This is a genomic window from Streptomyces sp. NBC_00316 (genome assembly GCF_036158715.1).
Taxonomy (GTDB): Bacteria; Actinomycetota; Actinomycetes; order Streptomycetales; family Streptomycetaceae; genus Streptomyces.
On sequence record NZ_CP108023.1, the window covers coordinates 3,856,036 to 3,871,876 of the forward strand.

At 68.5% G+C, this 15,841-nt stretch carries 14 protein-coding genes and 3 pseudogenes; 7 read left to right on the top strand and 10 right to left on the bottom strand.

Annotated elements, in window-relative coordinates; all coding sequences use genetic code 11:
• Positions 1 to 48: 48 nt before the first annotated feature.
• The gene (locus OG878_RS17090; protein ID WP_328887579.1) at positions 49 to 402 is read right to left on the bottom strand and encodes a VOC family protein; all 354 of its coding nucleotides are present in this window, start codon (positions 400 to 402) and stop codon (positions 49 to 51) included.
• A gap of 166 nt (positions 403 to 568) precedes the next feature.
• Here OG878_RS17090 and OG878_RS42290 point away from each other — a divergent pair.
• A pseudogene (locus tag OG878_RS42290) lies at positions 569 to 660 on the top strand (RRQRL motif-containing zinc-binding protein); the annotation flags it as partial.
• A 4-nt stretch (positions 661 to 664) separates the two neighbouring features.
• Here the strand turns inward: OG878_RS42290 and OG878_RS42295 are convergent.
• Positions 665 to 867: pseudogene (locus OG878_RS42295) on the bottom strand (IS5/IS1182 family transposase); the annotation flags it as partial.
• Between the two features lie 77 nt (positions 868 to 944).
• Here OG878_RS42295 and OG878_RS17100 point away from each other — a divergent pair.
• The 3 genes from OG878_RS17100 (at position 945) to OG878_RS17110 (ending at position 3,445) form a co-directional block, all read left to right on the top strand.
• A complete protein-coding gene (locus OG878_RS17100) occupies positions 945 to 1,688 on the top strand; it encodes a VOC family protein (RefSeq protein WP_328887580.1) in 744 nt (247 codons plus the stop codon).
• 27 nt (positions 1,689 to 1,715) lie between these two features.
• A complete protein-coding gene (locus tag OG878_RS17105; protein WP_328887581.1) occupies positions 1,716 to 1,886 on the top strand; it encodes a hypothetical protein in 171 nt (56 codons plus the stop codon).
• 449 nt (positions 1,887 to 2,335) lie between these two features.
• Positions 2,336 to 3,445, top strand: coding sequence for an IS630 family transposase (locus OG878_RS17110; RefSeq protein WP_328887582.1), 1,110 nt, complete (start codon positions 2,336 to 2,338; stop codon positions 3,443 to 3,445).
• On the opposite strand, the gene OG878_RS17115 is transcribed toward OG878_RS17110, so the two are convergent.
• A complete protein-coding gene (locus OG878_RS17115) occupies positions 3,442 to 5,673 on the bottom strand; it encodes an FG-GAP repeat domain-containing protein (RefSeq protein WP_328887583.1) in 2,232 nt (743 codons plus the stop codon). The genes OG878_RS17110 and OG878_RS17115 overlap by 4 nt on opposite strands.
• Before the next feature lie 667 nt (positions 5,674 to 6,340).
• Between OG878_RS17115 and OG878_RS17120 the strand changes: the two genes are divergently transcribed.
• Positions 6,341 to 6,760 (top strand): hypothetical protein, encoded by a 420-nt coding sequence (locus OG878_RS17120; RefSeq protein ID WP_328891272.1) that lies wholly within the window; start codon positions 6,341 to 6,343, stop codon positions 6,758 to 6,760.
• A gap of 350 nt (positions 6,761 to 7,110) precedes the next feature.
• On the opposite strand, the gene OG878_RS17125 is transcribed toward OG878_RS17120, so the two are convergent.
• From OG878_RS17125 to OG878_RS17145, 5 genes are all read right to left on the bottom strand, one after another.
• Positions 7,111 to 7,842, bottom strand: coding sequence for an aldo/keto reductase (locus OG878_RS17125; protein WP_328887584.1), 732 nt, complete (start codon positions 7,840 to 7,842; stop codon positions 7,111 to 7,113).
• Positions 7,843 to 8,093: 251 nt separating this feature from the next.
• On the bottom strand, positions 8,094 to 9,419 hold the full coding sequence (locus OG878_RS17130) for a lanthionine synthetase LanC family protein (RefSeq protein WP_328887585.1): 1,326 nt from the start codon (positions 9,417 to 9,419) through the stop codon (positions 8,094 to 8,096).
• A 239-nt stretch (positions 9,420 to 9,658) separates the two neighbouring features.
• The gene (locus tag OG878_RS17135; RefSeq protein WP_328887586.1) at positions 9,659 to 9,880 is read right to left on the bottom strand and encodes a hypothetical protein; all 222 of its coding nucleotides are present in this window, start codon (positions 9,878 to 9,880) and stop codon (positions 9,659 to 9,661) included.
• A gap of 262 nt (positions 9,881 to 10,142) precedes the next feature.
• Positions 10,143 to 11,843 (bottom strand): ISAzo13 family transposase, encoded by a 1,701-nt coding sequence (locus OG878_RS17140; RefSeq protein WP_328887587.1) that lies wholly within the window; start codon positions 11,841 to 11,843, stop codon positions 10,143 to 10,145.
• 130 nt (positions 11,844 to 11,973) lie between these two features.
• A complete protein-coding gene (locus OG878_RS17145) occupies positions 11,974 to 12,777 on the bottom strand; it encodes a hypothetical protein (RefSeq protein WP_328891273.1) in 804 nt (267 codons plus the stop codon).
• A gap of 421 nt (positions 12,778 to 13,198) precedes the next feature.
• On the opposite strand from OG878_RS17145, the pseudogene OG878_RS17150 reads away from it, so the two are divergent.
• Positions 13,199 to 13,420 (top strand): annotated as a pseudogene (locus OG878_RS17150) (IS630 family transposase); the annotation flags it as partial.
• 120 nt (positions 13,421 to 13,540) lie between these two features.
• Here the strand turns inward: OG878_RS17150 and OG878_RS17155 are convergent.
• Both OG878_RS17155 and OG878_RS17160 read right to left on the bottom strand, forming a co-directional pair.
• Complete coding sequence (locus tag OG878_RS17155; protein ID WP_328887588.1) at positions 13,541 to 14,020, bottom strand: hypothetical protein; 480 nt, start codon at positions 14,018 to 14,020, stop codon at positions 13,541 to 13,543.
• A gap of 407 nt (positions 14,021 to 14,427) precedes the next feature.
• Positions 14,428 to 14,649, bottom strand: a complete 222-nt coding sequence (locus OG878_RS17160; protein WP_328887586.1) for a hypothetical protein — start codon at positions 14,647 to 14,649, stop codon at positions 14,428 to 14,430.
• Between the two features lie 956 nt (positions 14,650 to 15,605).
• Here OG878_RS17160 and OG878_RS17165 point away from each other — a divergent pair.
• Positions 15,606 to 15,821, top strand: a complete 216-nt coding sequence (locus tag OG878_RS17165; RefSeq protein WP_328887589.1) for a hypothetical protein — start codon at positions 15,606 to 15,608, stop codon at positions 15,819 to 15,821.
• Positions 15,822 to 15,841 lie beyond the last annotated feature (20 nt).

A 15,841-nucleotide genomic window follows, 5' to 3' on the forward strand; every position in this document is an offset into this window, starting at 1 on the left:
CTGATCGCGCACCATATGTTCGACATCGACCCCATCCAGGCGTGCGTCTTACTGACCCCGCTGGCCGAGGACACAGAACTCGTTGCCTTCGGGGTCTGCCAGGACAACCCACGATTGACCACCCTGGCCGATATCAACACGCTGTGCGCCATGAGCTACCAGACGAGCCACCTCGGCTTCCTGGTCATCAGGCCTGAAGTCGAGATGCAGTCGGCTCTTGGCCTTCTTGCTCTCGTCAAGCCGGACGAAGTCCAATCCCGGCAGGCGATCCGGCGCCGGGCGGATCTCGAACTCCTCGTCAGAGGAGTGGACCACAACCCAACCGAGAGCCTCGGCCCACCACTGCCCCAGGGCAACCGGATCTGCCGAGTGAACAATTACCTGTTCCCATTCCAAGGTCATCCGGTGAGCCTAGACCCGCCGGGGCGTCGAATGACAGGCCCTCAGGCCTCCCTCATCGGGCTGAACCCGAGCACCGTCCCCTCACGGATCCACCGCCACCCGCAGGTTCGGCACGCACCGGCGCTCGGATTCCTCGAACCCGCTGGCCTCCAACTACCGGTGGCGTATGGCCCCGACGGACACGCGACGCGCCGGCAGCTCCGCGCGATGGGACTGCGGCCGGGCGGTCAGGGCGCCGCCGCCCAACTCCAACGGCCCGCAGGCGGCGTGCGTAGCGACAGTGCAGGCGGCGGCATCCGGCCGGCCGGGACATGGTGCGCTCGGCCCCCAGCGGTGCCGGCCCGGACGCTATGAGTTTTCGATGCCGCGACGGGCGATGCAGGGTGTGAAGCCACGCTTGCGGAGCCATCGCCGTGGGTGGGCGCAGTCGTATCCCTTGTCGCCGCGGAGTTTCGCAGGTCTCCTGCACCGGCGTCACGTCGGCTGCGCGCCGGTGGGTTCCCGGCGATCAGCGGCTGCAGTACGCGGATAGGGTCGCCGACATGGCACTGCGACCTGTTCAGGTGAATATAAAAGCTCTTGATGACTCGGCCGTCGGCCGGTTCTGGGGGGAAGCGCTCGGCTGGGGTCTCTCCAGCGAGGCACCCGGCGTGACCAACGTCGAACCCGTCGGCGGCTTCGTCTGGCCGGACCCGGTCGCCGTCTGCATCGACGTCGTGACCGTCCCGGAACCCAAGACGACGACGAAGAACCGTGTCCACCTCGATCTCGCCACCACCTCTGCGGCCCATCAGGCGGAGTTGGTCGCGCGCCTCCAGGCTCTCGGTGCGACGCCCGCCCACGTGGGTCAGGGCGACGTGCCGTGGACGGTCCTCGCCGACCCGGAGGGCAACGAGTTCTGCGTGCTGGAGCCCCGGAAGATCTACCGCGACACCGGGCCGATCGCCGCGGTGGTGGTCGACTGCGCCGATCCGCGGGCCATGGCCCGGTTCTGGGGTGAGGCGATCGACTGGACTCTCCACAAGGTGACCGACGATCAGGCGGTGTTGCGCTCCGCCAAGGGGGTCGGCCCGTATCTCGAGTTCCTGCGCACGCCCGGCGTGAAGACCGTGCCCGACCGCGTCCATCTCGACCTGCTGCCGTACCCCGGTGACGACAAAGCAGCGGAGGTGGCCCGGCTGCGGGCCCTCGGCGCCACCGACCTCGACCTCGGCCAGGGCGACGTCCCGTGGACATGTCTGGCCGACCCCGAGGGCCACGAGTTCTGCATCCTCGGCTCATCCTGACTCGGAGCCTCGACGACACCCCGACACGTGAACCTTGCGACCTGGCTCGGTTCGGGTGTGGAGCCTCGGGTGGCGGCACAACGCGCCGGCCTCGGCGTGGCCGTTCTCTTCCGCGTCCGTGCCACGTGCCTGGACGGTGCCGCCGCGGCGGCGCATGCCGGGAGCGAAGCAGCACTGCGGGCGGAGGGCAGCCCCTGAAGCTGTCCCGCACCTTCCCCGCACAGGCTGGTCATCACGCGAGATCCAGCGAGAAGGAGTGGGGCAGCGGCCCCATGGAGACGTACTGACGCCAGGCGATGAAGGAGGGCCCGTGTGCAGCATTTCTGCTGCACACGGGCCCTCTCGTTCGTGTGCCGGCGCCAGGGTTCGAACCCGGGCGGGCTGAGCCGGTAGATGTGCGGTCCGCGCCCGGCGTGCCCGCGGACCAGGCACTTCCTCAGTCGCTGGATGTGGCGCCCCGCATCAACCCCATGGGCAGCACCAGGAGTTGCGGAGCGCTGCCTCGGAACCCGATGGGCCGCGGCCTTATCCCCGCGGTCGGTGCCCGCAATGCGACGTCCCCGGATGGCGGGAACGTCAGCCACCGCCCCGACGAAGAAACCCGGCCGGCTAGTGTCCTGAGTCAATAATTCGTCTATGGTTTGGGGATGACTCGTCCGGGACCGAAGCTTGTGCCGTTGGATCTAACTGCTGCGGAACGCGGGGAGTTGGAGCGGTGGGTGCGGCGGCGCAAGGGTGCCCAGGACATGGCTCTTCGAGCCCGCTTGATCCTGGCGTGTGAAGCGGTGGGTGAGGACGGGTTTCCGGTCTCGACGAAGGCAGTCGCGGGCGAGATCGGTGTGACGCGGGAGACGGCGTCGAAGTGGCGGAAGCGTTTCCTGGTCGACAGGCTCGCTGGTCTGCAGGACGAGCCGCGTCCTGGCCGGCCTCGCACGGTTTTGGACGAGCAGGTCGCGGATCTGATCGCACGGACTCTGGAGTCGAAGCCGGAGAACGCCACGCATTGGTCGACGCGCTCGATGGCGAAGAAGACGGGTCTGTCCCAGTCGACGGTTTCACGTGTGTGGCGGGCTTTCGGGCTGCAGCCGCACCGCTTCGAGTCGTTCAAGCTGTCGACGGATCCGTTCTTCGTCGACAAGGTCCACGACGTCGTCGGCCTGTATCTCGACCCGCCTGAACGGGCGTTGGTGCTGTGTGTGGACGAGAAGTCGCAGATCCAGGCCCTGGACCGGTCTCAGCCAGTCCTGCCGATGATGCCGGGGGTGCCGGAGCGGGCCACCCACGATTACGTCCGCGCCGGCACCACCACCCTCTTCGCCGCGTTCGACGCCGCATCCGGCAAAGTCATCGGCTCCCTCCACCGCCGCCACCGCGCGACGGAGTTCAAGAAGTTCCTCACCAAGCTCGACAAAGAGATCCCCGACGACCTCGAGGTCCATCTCGTCTGCGACAACTACGCGACCCACAAGACCGCCGCCATCAAGAAATGGCTCCTGGCCCATCCCAGATTCCACATGCACTTCACGCCCACGAGCTCTTCCTGGCTGAACCTCGTAGAGCGATGGTTCGCAGAGCTGACGGCCAAACAGATACGCCGCGGCGTCCACAAATCCGTCCAGGCCCTGGAGAAGGACATCCGCAACTGGATCACCACCTGGAACGAAGACCCCAAGCCATTCATCTGGACCAAGACAGCCGACCAGATCCTCGAATCACTCGCCACGTACTGCAAACGAATTACTGACTCAGGACACTAGGCGATGTTGTTGAACTTGGTGCCCTCGCCCGCGTACAGGGTGGTCGTCTGCCGACTGAACGGGGCCGTCGCCGAGCCCGTCGAGCGGTAGACGTATGTGCCGTTCGGACCGTAGGCGATCAGGTCGGGGCGGCCGTCGCCGGTGACGTCGCCGGCACCGACGAGGTGGGAGAAGGCGTTCCAGCCGGCTCCGATCCTGACGCGAGCGGTGAAGTTGCCCGTGCCGTTGCCCTGGTAGAGCCAGAGGACGCCGGCGGTGTCGCGGGCGACGAGGTCGCCGGCCGCACTGCCCGCGATGTTGCCGACGGCGGTGATCTGGTTGTAGATCTGCCATCCGCCACCGACCCGGGTGCGGGCGGCGAAGGGGGCGGACCAGCTGCCGGTGCCCTTGTAGAGCCACAGGACGCCGGAGGTGTCGGTGGCGAGGAGGTCGGGGCGTCCGTCGCCCGTGAGGTCGCTGCCACCGGTGGCCTTGTTGTAGACCTGCCAGCCGGGGCCGACCTTGGTGCGGGACGCGAAGGTGCCGTCGCCCTTGCCCAGGTACAGCCACAGGACGCCCGAGGTGTCGCGGGCGACGAGATCGCCCGCCGGGGCGCCGGCGAGGTTCCCCGCGGCCTCGATCTGGTTGTAGACCTGCCAACCGGCACCGATCTTCGTCCGCTTGGCGGTGGTGACCTGGTCACCCGACGGCCAGTCGAGGAGGTCGTCCCGCCACAGCACACCCGAGGCGTCCCGCGCGAGGACGTCGGTCGAGCCGTTGTCGTTGAAGTCGTGCGGGTTGGCCTGGCGCGAGACCTGGAAGCTCCCCGAGGCGGTCGCCGGTGCGCCGACGCCGTCGGTCGGGGTGGCGGTGATCTGCCAGGTGTAGGCGCCGTTCGGGGCGCTGATGCCGTCCAGGACACCGTCCCAGACGAAGGCGAAGCGGCTGTCGGAGACCGGCTGGGACAGGCGCTTGGTGAGCTTCTGGCCGGTGGCCGCGTGCGTGAGCGTGAGGTCCACGGTGGCGTTCGCGCGGGACAGGCTCCACTCCATCGGGAGCGTGGTGCCCGCCTTCTCCAGGTTCACCGCGGTGGGAACCTTCGACTCGGTCACCTTGACGGCCAGGACCTTGCCCGTGTCCGCCACGAGCGTGACACCCGGGGTGCCGCCAACCGCGTCGGCGATCCGGAACACCCCGTCTGCATCGGCCGTGGCGCCGCGCACGAGCAGGCTGCCGTCCGGTGCGTGGGCCACGCTGGAGAAGTCCTCCAGGAGCTTGTACGGCGCGGCATCGGCGGTGGTGATGCTCCGGGCGTACAGCGGGCTCAGCGTCTCGTCGGCGGCCGTCCCCGGGACCCCGTAGAGCAGCGTGTTCCCGGCGATGCCGGCGATGACGGCGCCGCTCATGGAGCTGTCCATCTTGAATTCCTTGCGGATGCCCGGCCCGGCCACGACGAGCTCGGTGACCCCGGCCGTGTAATCGACCCACGCCTTGTAGTCGGCGGTGTAGGCACCCGTCGAGCTCTGGGCCCACGGGCCGATGCTCTCCGTGCCGTTCAAGTCGATGGCCGCGCCGCTGTTGACGCTCGTGAGCGCCTTCCAGTACTGGGTCCGGAAGGTCGCCCCTGAGAACACTCGGGAACTGCCCAGGACGAGCAGGTCGTGGCCTGTGGAGGCGACGACCTTGTAGTCCAGGCCGTAGGAACCGGACGTGAGCTTCGTCTTCTTGGCGACCCCGTTGACCTGGGCGAGCTGCCACAGCTCGTAGTAGCCCCCGGTGGTCGGAACGCTCGCGAAGAGGTTCTCGCCGACCACGCCGACGAGCTTCGCCCCGGGCTTGAACTCGGACGCGAGGTCGAAGGAGGCGGACCAGGTGGCGCCGGCCTTCATGTCCCGCAGAAAGACCATGCTGCCGCCGTCGCTGGTCACGACGATGTCGGAGTTGCTGTCGTGGCCCATGGTGCCCGTGTTGATCGGCAGCACCGCGCCGTCGGCGTACCGGTACCACTCCAGCACCGTGTTGCCGGAGTCGTCCTTCCGGGACGTGAGGCGGCCGGTGTCGCCGGTGCTGACGATCTCGGCGCCGAGGGGCAGATTCACCTCGCCGGTGGCCGCCTCGGTGGCCCTGGTCACCGAGGCGGGAGCGGCCACGGCCCCGGGCGAGGTCAGGACGCCGGTGCCGACCGTCACGGCAAGAACGGTGGCGACAGAGGCGCCGAGACGGCGTCGGGTGGCGCGTACGAAAGCCAAGGAAGTCTCTCCTGATGAGCCGAGCGGTACGCACATCGGTGCGCACCGCTCGATCAGACTTCCGATGAGGGGCGGTGGTTGTACGAGTTGCTCTTGTTCTCTGGGAGAACGAGTGGACTGTGAGGCGGGGCGGGCCCCGCCTCAGGCAGAGAGGCCGTCCGACCGGAGGGCGTCGGAGATCAGGGAGATCCCCACCGGCGGACGGAACGGGGCTCGCCGGCTGTCTGTGCCCCGGTGGGCGACGCCATCGGCGCTGCTGGTGGGGAATCCCGAGGCGTACAGGCTCGGCCGTCCGTCCCGGTCGGCATCGCCGGTACCGAGGCGGTGGCGGCGGTACGAGCCCCAGCCGGCACCGACGCTGATGCGGGGGCGCGGAGGTGTTGTCGCCCTTGCCGAGGGAGAGCCACAGGACACCGTCCTGTCGCGGGCGACGAGGTCTCCGGCCGCGGCTCCGGCAATGTGGCCACGCATCTGGTTGCGACCTGCGGCGATGCGCAGAACCGCCCGCCTCCCGGCCGCTTCCCGTGCGGCCGGGCCGATGTGCCCCCGCTCTGCGCCTGGCGCTAAAGTGCGAGGCTTGTTCGATTCGCCGCGGGGCGGAGGGGGAGGGGGAGGGGGAGGGGTCGTGAGCGCACAACTGAGAGACACCGCAGGGGAGTTGGCGGAGATACTGTGGCGGGAGCACACCGTGTACCGGGAGCGGTCCGGCGGCGTGGTCATCCGGGGTGAGCATGTACGGCGGTGGATCAGCCTCGCTCCGGCGGGCGGCCGGGACGAGGTCCTCGTACGCGCGGGGCGCATCCTGGACGGTGGCACCACCGCTCCGGCGCGTTCGGAGGCCGTGGTGCCCCTCTCCGCCGGTACAGGCGTGCTCGCCGCGACCTGCCGTCGTCTGCTCGCCGAGGCGGCGGCCGATGTGGCGCCGGCCGCGCCGGGACGGGCAGCACCCGGGCGGTCCGATCGGTCCGGGAAGGCCGCGCGGCCCAAAAGCGGCGGGAGACACACCGGTTTCGGTTCGTGGATGATCCTCGCCTGTATCGCCGGCGTGATCGCCCTGTACGTCTACCGCACCGCGATGCACGGCTGACGGGTACTACAAGGGACACAGCAGCCTGGCCGCACGGGAAGGGGCCAGGCCGTAGAGGCGACCGGGCGGCGCCCCTTGCGCATCGCCGCGGGTCGCCCTCACCCAGAGCGAAAGGGCCTGCGACCAACGTCTCCGCCGGTCACAGGCCCGTCTGTTCGTGGGGCGGCGCCAGGGTTCGAACCCGGGTAGGCGAAGCCGGCAGATTTCCGGTCCGCACCCGGCGTGCCCGCGGACCAGGCACTTCCCGAGTCGCTGGATGTGGCGCCCCACAGGGCCCCACCACGAGTTGGGGCGCCGCTGACGAGCAGCGAACCAGGTGCCAAGTGTGCGGCTGTACGCCGTTGTTGATGTCAGCCATCGATGTCAGGATCGGAACATCTGCGGGTACGGGCACGGCTCCAGGGAATCGTCGGGACGGTCCGCCCACTTCCACCAGAGATGCCGACCAGGGCACCGCCACAGAAATCGGCAGACTCACTTGCCGTCGCCATTCCTCCGGGACAGGACGAAGCCGCCGGACCGTCAGCACCGGGCGCCGACGGGCGCGGGGATGGCGTCGAGGTCGGCGAGGTCGGCCGCGGACAGCTGGACGTTTGCGGCGCCTGCGTTGTCGGCGAGGTACTTCGGGGTCTTGGTGCCGGGGATGGGACGACGTGCTCGCCCTGGGCGAGGAGCCAGGCGAGGGCGACCTGTGCAGGGGTGGCGCCGATCCGGTCGGCGACCTCGCGGACCTTGGTGGCGATGTCGAGGTTGGCTCGCAGGTTGTCCTGCTGGAAGCGCGGCAGACGCCGCCGCTGGTCGTGCACCGGCAGGTCGTCGAAGGAGGCGAAGCGGCCGAGGAGGAAGCCGCGTCCCAGAGGGGAGTACGGCAGAAGGCCGATGCCGTGCTGGGTGCAGTGGGGCAGGACCTCGGCCTGGACGTCGCGGGTCCACAGGGAGAACTCGGACTGCACCGTGGTGACCGGGTGGATGACCTGGGCCCGCTCGATCTGCGCGACGGTGACCTCGGACAGGCCCAGGTAACGAGCCTTGCCGGCGGTGACGGCCTCGGCCAGGGCGCCCCAGGTCTCCTCAAGGGGCACCTCGGGGTCGACGCGGTGGAGCTGGTAGAGGTGTCTATGTGGTCGGTGCCCAGGCGGCGCAGGCTGGCGTCGATGGAGGCACACACGTGCTCGGGCCGGCCGTTGGGCCTGACCAGGGGGGCGCCGCCGGGGCCGCCGGTGGGGTCGATGCACTCCAGGCCGACCTTGGTGGCGATCACCCCGCTCGTACGGCGCGAGACGCTGCGCAGCTGCACCTGCTCCACGCCGGTTTCCTCGTCTTCGGCTTCAGCTCACGAGTCCGTCACGCGCACGTCAGCAGGCACGCCCCACCACTGGTCCGGCCGGTCCACGACAGGCGCTTTCGGACCGGTGTCGACGACCCGGGCGAGGCGCAGGAGGTAGGCGGCGATGCCTGCCGCACCTTGCATCCAGGCGGTGCCCGGCGGCAGCAGAGGTTCGTCGTCACGGTGCTCCAGGAAGCGCCAGCGGGCACCCGACTCGTCCTGGATCGCCCGCTCCACGAGGGCGTCACCCATCTTGCGAGCCCCCTGGAGGAGGGTCTCCGACCACTCCGGATCCGAGCAACCCTGTGCGGCGTCCAGAAGTACGTCGCCGACCCCCGCCGTGCCGCAGCAGCGGCCGTCGTTGTCCCAGAACCCGGGACGCAGGCGTTCGGGCACGCCCGACGTGAGGAGCGAGGTCAGACAACGCCGGCGCAGCTCGTCGACCGGGATGCCGGCCACCTCCGTGACGCCCGCGTGCGACAGGGCCGAGAACAGGTGCGATGTGCCTGCCGGACCGTGGCACCAGGTGTACGTGAGCGCCTCCACCTCCCGCGTCGACGGCGGGATCGTGTGCGGTACGACAAACCCGCCGTTGTCGAGCAGGCCCACCGACAGGACGTGCCGGGCCCCTTCCACCGCGGCTTCGACGAAGTCGCTGCGGCCGAGCGACGCCCCCGCCACGGCCAGAGCGGCGGCTACGCCGGCGGTGCCGTGTGAGTAGTTCGGCGCCCGCCACGGCGTGCTCGGCGCGATGCCCCAGTCCAGGCCCGCCTCTGTACGATCCGCCGTGCGCAGCAGTGCCTCACCACCGGCCGTCGCGATCGCGTCCGCGAACTCGCCCCCGGCCCAGATCGCCGTCATGACGACGCCTGCGGTGCCCATGATGATGTCGTTCAGCGGAGCGTCGGAGCCCGGTTCGAACTCGACGGTCGTCCGCCAGCCATCGGATGTCGTCAGGTCGTCCAGGCGCCGCAGGGCGACGGATTCCTCGCCCGGAGCGAGTAGTTTCAGCGCCATGGCGTCGCCGGCCAGCCCGTCGTACAACGACGGCTCGATGCGCGCTTCGGCCTCTGCAGACAGCCTGGTCACGATCCCCTCGGCCAGGGCCCGTTCCCGATCGCTCAGCTCACGGTATTGCGCGATCTCCGCCAGTACCGGCGCCAAGCCCGCAATCCCCGAGTACAGCGAGTCGCGGTCCTTCGCCGGCTCCGTCTTCCGGCCCTCGTCGGGCACCGTTTCCGGCAGCCACGGACCCCCGTCCTCGCGCACCTGGTCCAGCACCCACGACCACGCCGCCTCGCCCAGCTGCCTGTACGTCTCACCTCTCAGCACCGGGCAATAGTACGTAGTCTTGCTCCTCCTCCACGGAAGTCACTCAGGGTCATGAACGCACGCTCGGTCATGAACTTGCCGAGTGGAGGACGACTCCGGCGATTTCGCGTACGCGCTCCGGGACCTTGTCGCAGCTGACGGCGCCCGCGCCCCACACCTCACGTCCCCTCGCCGCGTGACTTGGCCAGATCGAGTGGGCGGGGAGGCGAACTCCGTACTCGTGGAGGGTCATGGCTCGCTCACCACGGGGCAGGCCACAGGTTCGGCCCGCCTCCACGCCAGTCGATCATCCCGGACAGAATCACGTCTTCCTCGGTGATGTCGTCCATCCCGGCCCGACGCAGGAACTCCGTCACATCCCGCACGCTGTGCGCCATGCCGAGGATCTCCCCATCGACACGCACCCGGCGGCCGCCGGACTCATCGGGCGGATAGATCACGATCGGCAGGTATCCGGACATGGGCCAAGCCTCGCCCCCGGTCGGCAACCCGCGCTCGCTCAGGTAAGCCACACGCAGCAGCGCACGGTCATGGTTCAGACAGGGCGGCCCGTCCGCCATCAACGTCGCACACGCGCACGACAGACACGACGCCGATTCGCTGAGCCAGGCGGGAGCAACTGAAGACCGGTGGCGGGGCTCGTCCGTCCAACCACGCAGCCATGATCCAGAGCTCGACGTCTCACCGCTAACCGTGCACGAGCTCGTTAGGGCTCGCAGAGAATCAACATGCGTGTTTGATGTTGTCCGGGGGCTCGGTGCCGTAGGCGTCGAGGTGGGCGGCCACGTCGGTGGGGGTGGTGAATCGTGCGGTGGAGCGGGGGACGGTGCAGCCGTGCTGGTCCAGGAGGGGCTGGGTGCCCTGGATCGTGCGGGTGATGGTCTGCGAGCTGGTCCCGAAGAGTTCGCCGAGGAGGGCGTGGGTGAAGCAGCCGCGCTGGTAGAGGATCGTGGCCAGGATCCGGTCGGGGTCGGTGAACGTCTGCCGGGGGCCGGCGCCGGGGGCTCGCTGTCGTTCGCGACCGCGTCGGTGGCGGCGCTGTTCCTCCCGTCGGGCACCCTGGAGGGCCGCTAACTCGCTGATCAGGGTGTCTAGTTGTGAGCGGGTGATACCGGTGAGTTCCGGGTCGGTGAGGCGGGTGTGCTGCCGGGCGTCCCACCGCCGTGGTTCCGCGCCGTGTGGAGTGCTGGTGGCTGTGGGCGCGCGCTGGGCATGGTGTGCGTGGAGGGTGTAGTTCCAGTCGCCGTGGAAGCGGTGGCGGGTCATCGTCAGCGCGTCGACCTGGGCGTTGTCGACTTTCACGCCGGTGGGGTAGGCGCCGGTGTCGAGTTCGGCGCGGACCCTCAGTCCGGTGCGGGTGGTGGTCGCCGCGATGGACTGCACGATGACTTCATGGCTGGTCAGGGGCCTGCCACGCCAGTTCATGGAGATGTGGGAGAACAGCCGGTGCTCAATCCGGTTCCATTTCGATGTGCCCGGCGGTAGGTGACTCACCGTGATCTCAAGGCCAGTCTCGGCGGCCAGAGCGGCGAGTTCGGTCTTCCATGCCCGGGTGCGGTAGCCGTTGGAGCCCCCGGCGTCGGCGGTGATCAGCAGCCGACGGGCGCGGGGGTAGTCGCCCTGTCCGGCCCCGTGCCACCAGCGGCGGATCGAGGCGACCGCGAAAGCGGCGGTGTCGTGGTCGGTGCCGACACTGACCCAGCCGGCGTTCGCGGCAATGTCGTAGATGCCGTACGGGATTGCCTTGCCGGGCCCCTCCCGGTCCAGGAAGTCATGCGTCTTGACCTGCACCGGATCACCCGTGGGCTGCCATTCACGCCCCGCGTTCTTGTACTGGCCGACCAGTTCCTTCTTCTTGCTGTCCACGCTGACCACCGGGTCCCCGGCGCTGATGTGGTCCTTGGCCTGCTCGTTGATGTAGCGGAACTGGGTGTCCCGGTCCGGGTGCTGCTTGCCCTCGACGGTCTTGGAGTTGGCCTGCAGACTGAAACCCTCCTCCCGCAGCAGGTCACCGACCGTGTCGGCACTGACCTTGTGTCCCTGGCGGGTCAGCTCACCGGCCAGGTTCCGGGTCGACTTGGTCGTCCAGCGCAGCGGCGACATCGGGTCTCCGCGCGTGTCCGGCTCGACCAGGGCGAGCAGCGCGGGCCGCAGTCCTGCATCCAGGTCGGCGGCCTTCTTCCGTCCGCCTCCGGGCTGGCGGACCCGCCCCAAAGGCGCCTCGCCCGCCTCCAGCTCATCCGCCCCCTTACGGACCGTCGCCTCGCTGGCCCCGGCGGCCCGCGCGACGGCCCGGATCCCGCCGTGCCCCAGGACACGGGCCTCTGCTCCCATCAGCAGACGCTGCTGCCGCTCGTCCAGGTGGGGGAACAACACTCCGAACTTGGCGGCCAGTTGATCTCGAACCTCTTGCGGTATGCCCATACCACGTCAACGAGCCACATCACCGGAAGCAACACGTTGATTCTCTGCGAGCCCTTAGCCGCGTCCGGCCTGCATCACGGTGTCTGAGCGTGCTACTTGGACAGGCTGGTCAAGGAGCACGCTCAGGGTTCTACACCGAGTGCAACACTCGTCGGACCTCCGAGTGCAACACTCGGACTTGAGTGGCGACATAGTCCCCGGTCGACGACATCGCCCCGGAGGTGGAGTTGCCGTAGTACGTCCACCGCCACATCCCCGGCCCGGCGGCCTTCACCGTGGTCTTGAGTGCCCCTGTCGCACTCGACGTCGCAGTCTTGACCGTCTTGTACGAGGAGGCGCCCGACGCCTTGAACTGCAGGCTGACGGTACGGCCCGCGTACCCCTGGTACGTGTGGGTGTCCCAGTTCGCCCGTGTGACCCGCCCGGACACGGTGATCGTCTTTCCTACCGCAACCGGCTCCGGCGAGGCATCGACGGTGACGCGTGTGGCCCGCTTGACTTGCACCGGGAGATTCACGTCGTCAATGTCCTGGGCGTCGCCGGGGAGAAAGACCCGCGCAGCAGTTCGCCAGGTGCCTGCGTCCTCGTTCCCGAAGTCAGAGTTCCGCGGGTCGATGTACAGCCATTCGTCGAAGTCGCAGATTCCATTCACCCTGTCCACGACCTTGCAGTCGCTGGTGATGATGCTGCTCTGCAGGGTCTCCGCATTGTCCGTCTTCCCCCGGTAGGGGAACACCGTCGGCCCGTAGTCGTATCTGAGTTTGGTCGTCATCCGGAGAACTGCATGCACCTCAACCTCCTCCTGGACCCCGATCACGATCGGCTTCCCACCATTCACCGAGACCCTGGTGAAGGAGACCCCACCCTCCGCCGCCCCAGCCGGCACCGCCGCCACCACCCCTGTGAACACGAGCGCAGCTCCACCGGCGACCATCGCTTTCCACGTCGTCTTGCCCACCTTCGAGCTCGCCCCTTCCCCTGCAGCCTGGACCGAACGCGTAGCGCACTGGCCAGAGGCCTATCCTCTCGGCTGACTGTGGGACAAGTGAGGGCTGTGCGCGGTTGTACGCGGTGCGGCAACGATTCGATCACCACGACATCACCCGGACGCGGCCCTCAGCCGAAACGGCATCAGCTAGGGAGTCGGCCCAGCTGACGCTTCGCTGCTTCGGGCGGGAGTCCGGGCTGATCGAGAAGCGAGGGCCCTGGCTCCTGACGTGAGTCACCAAGTAACTGCTGCGAAACCGCCCCCAGTAGCGCCGCCTGGCCCGCAGATTTACGGCACGCGCCACCCAGTGACGCTTCGGTTGGGATTGGGCCGGGACGCAATGTCGGGCGGCAAGCTCCGCACGGCCCCGTGCGAGGCCCACTTCGGACCGTTGCGGCAGTTCACCATCGCCAACTCCGACTACTCCGACCACACTGTGCAGACCAGGGCCCTGCACGCCTATCTGTGCTGGCGCAACGCCAATGCCCGGCACCGCGACGTCCTGGCCGCCGAACGCAAGGAACGCGCCCGCATCCGCAGCGAGAAGGGCATCCGCTGGGGCGGACGCCTCCTCAAAACAGCAGCCTGACAGCCTGTTTCTGAGCCTTCGGCGCGGCGATCACGGGTCTGTGACGAGTGCCGGGCCGACGGCCTGCGCAGGTGACTGGTCGCGGTCAGCGCAATTCCTGACATCTTCTCCGGCCGGTGGTCATTCGATCCCGAGGGGTCCGATGCCCAGATCCTCACGCATGCAGCGGCGCATCTCAGCCATGGCCGTGCGGCGCTGTTGGATGAAGGCCATGTCCTCGGCGGAGCCGACTGCCACCCCGCGGGCATAGGCGTCGCGCATCCGACGCAGGCTGTGAAACGCCTCGTTCCCGGCCGCAACAACGAGCGGCGGGCCCACGAGCCAGAGCTGCTCGCTGGCCGTGTGCAATCCGGTCCCACGGAAGGCTTCGCGCACGGCCGCATCACGCGCTGACTCGGACATGTGATCGCCCAGGGCGACAGCCCGTATCTCTTCCCCTGCGTCTTTGAGCGCGGAGGCGTATTCGGAGTACACAGCGCGCCGCACTTCCAGAGCGTGTCGTGCTTCCTCGCGCCGCCACCTGTTGCGATCGGCGATCAGGGTGGCAGCGATGCCGATAGCGGCACCTGTCAGCGTGGAGAGCAGAGGCATCCAGTCCATGCGCCGCATGCTGTCTCAACCACTGCTGCGACACCAGTGGCCCTCACGTTCCGGCATGGTGACCACGGGCCTCTTGCCGAGTGCCAGGCCGACGGGCCGCACTGGTGGCTGGTGGCGCTCGGACCACGACGAGCATGCCCGTGATCGTGGACCTGTCCGTGGACAGCCGCTCACCTATGGACACAACGCCGTCCGGGACCTCCTTTACCGAAACGTCCTGGCGAAACAGTGACTTCTGCGCCAGGGGGCCACGCGCCTGACCTGCCGCGTTGAAGTTGAAAAGCGGGCACCACCCAACCCGGCGAACCTATGCGGTCACAGCACTAGCTCGCTCGGCTGGCGGCCATAAATCTGCACCATCGGCCTGTTGTTCCGCTGTTCCCCGGGAGCCGCCGGCCGGGGCTCGCTCACCACGGGGCAGGCCACAGGTTCGGCCCGCCTCCACGCCAGTCGATCATCCCGGACAGAATCACGTCTTCCTCGGTGATGTCGTCCATCCCGGCCCGACGCAGGAACTCCGTCACATCCCGCACGCTGTGCGCCATGCCGAGGATCTCCCCGTCGACACGCACCCGGCGGCCGCCGGACTCATCGGGCGGATAGATCACGATCGGCAGGTATCCGGACATGGGCCAAGCCTCGCCCCCGGTCGGCAACCCGCGCTCGCTCAGGTAAGCCACACGCAGCAGCGCACGGTCATGGTTCAGACAGGGCGGCCCGTCCGCCATCAACGTCGCACACGCGCACGACAGACACGACGTCGATTCGCTGAGCCCGGGCAGATTTGCAGAGGGCTCCCGTTAGCCCCTCTCACCTGCGGCTTCTCCGTTGCTAGATGCTCCTGGGGCACACCTGGGGGAAGGGGCCCCAGGAACACCGCTTCAGGAGTTCCTTCCGGCGGCCCAAGGGCCGGGTATGCGGCTCGCTAGCGTCCGGCATCGACTTTCCTGGTACGGCAGGGTGCACCGGTGTTGCCGTCAAAGACTGCAGTCAGACCAGCGGTCTCGATGTCCTCCGGCGACAGAGTTCTTCAGGTGGTCACGTCACCTGAATGGCTGCCGAGAATCCCGACCATTCCGATCACGTGCCCGAGGGTCGTGGCACCCCGCTCCGATGCTGCCCGAGGGTCGTGGCACCCCGCTCCGATGCTGCCCGAGCGCGGTCCCATAGCGGGCGGCGGTCAACGGCGCATCCCGTCCAACGAAACATGATGTGGCGTCAGTCTGTATTTGGCGAAGGGCTACTGAGTTCACGTCAGGCATTGATCTCACAGCCTCAGAGGCAGGTTCGGCAGCCGTCTGGCGGCGCCGCGAACTGGGTCGCTTCTCTACCGCCCTCGGGAGACATCCGCCGAGGTGTCACACACCCACACGAGGGCTGTCACTGTTTGTGCGTGAACGAGCACTCTTAGGCTGATCTAGGTACGTTCATAGAGGGTTCTGATCGATCACCCCAGTCCACGCCGGATTGCCCAAGGGGTCCCACCCCAGCTGCATGAATGTCTTCGGTGCCGTTGGGGCCGATCTCAGGCAACCAATGGGCTGCGAAGTCCTTCCGGCACATCCAGTCACACAGGAGGTACGTCATGAGCGCTTTCTCGATCTTCAGCGGCCGCGGTGGCCGAGGTGGTGGCCGCGGTGGTGGCCGTGGCGGACGTGGCGGCTTCGGCGGCCGTGGCGGACGTGGCGGCTTCGGCGGCCGTGGCGGACGTGGCGGCTACGGCGGCCGTGGCGGACGTGGCGGCTTCGGCGGCCGTGGCGGCTTCGGCGGCTTCGGCGGCGGCTACGGCGGCGGCTACTAAGCATCGCCGCCTCACCCGAG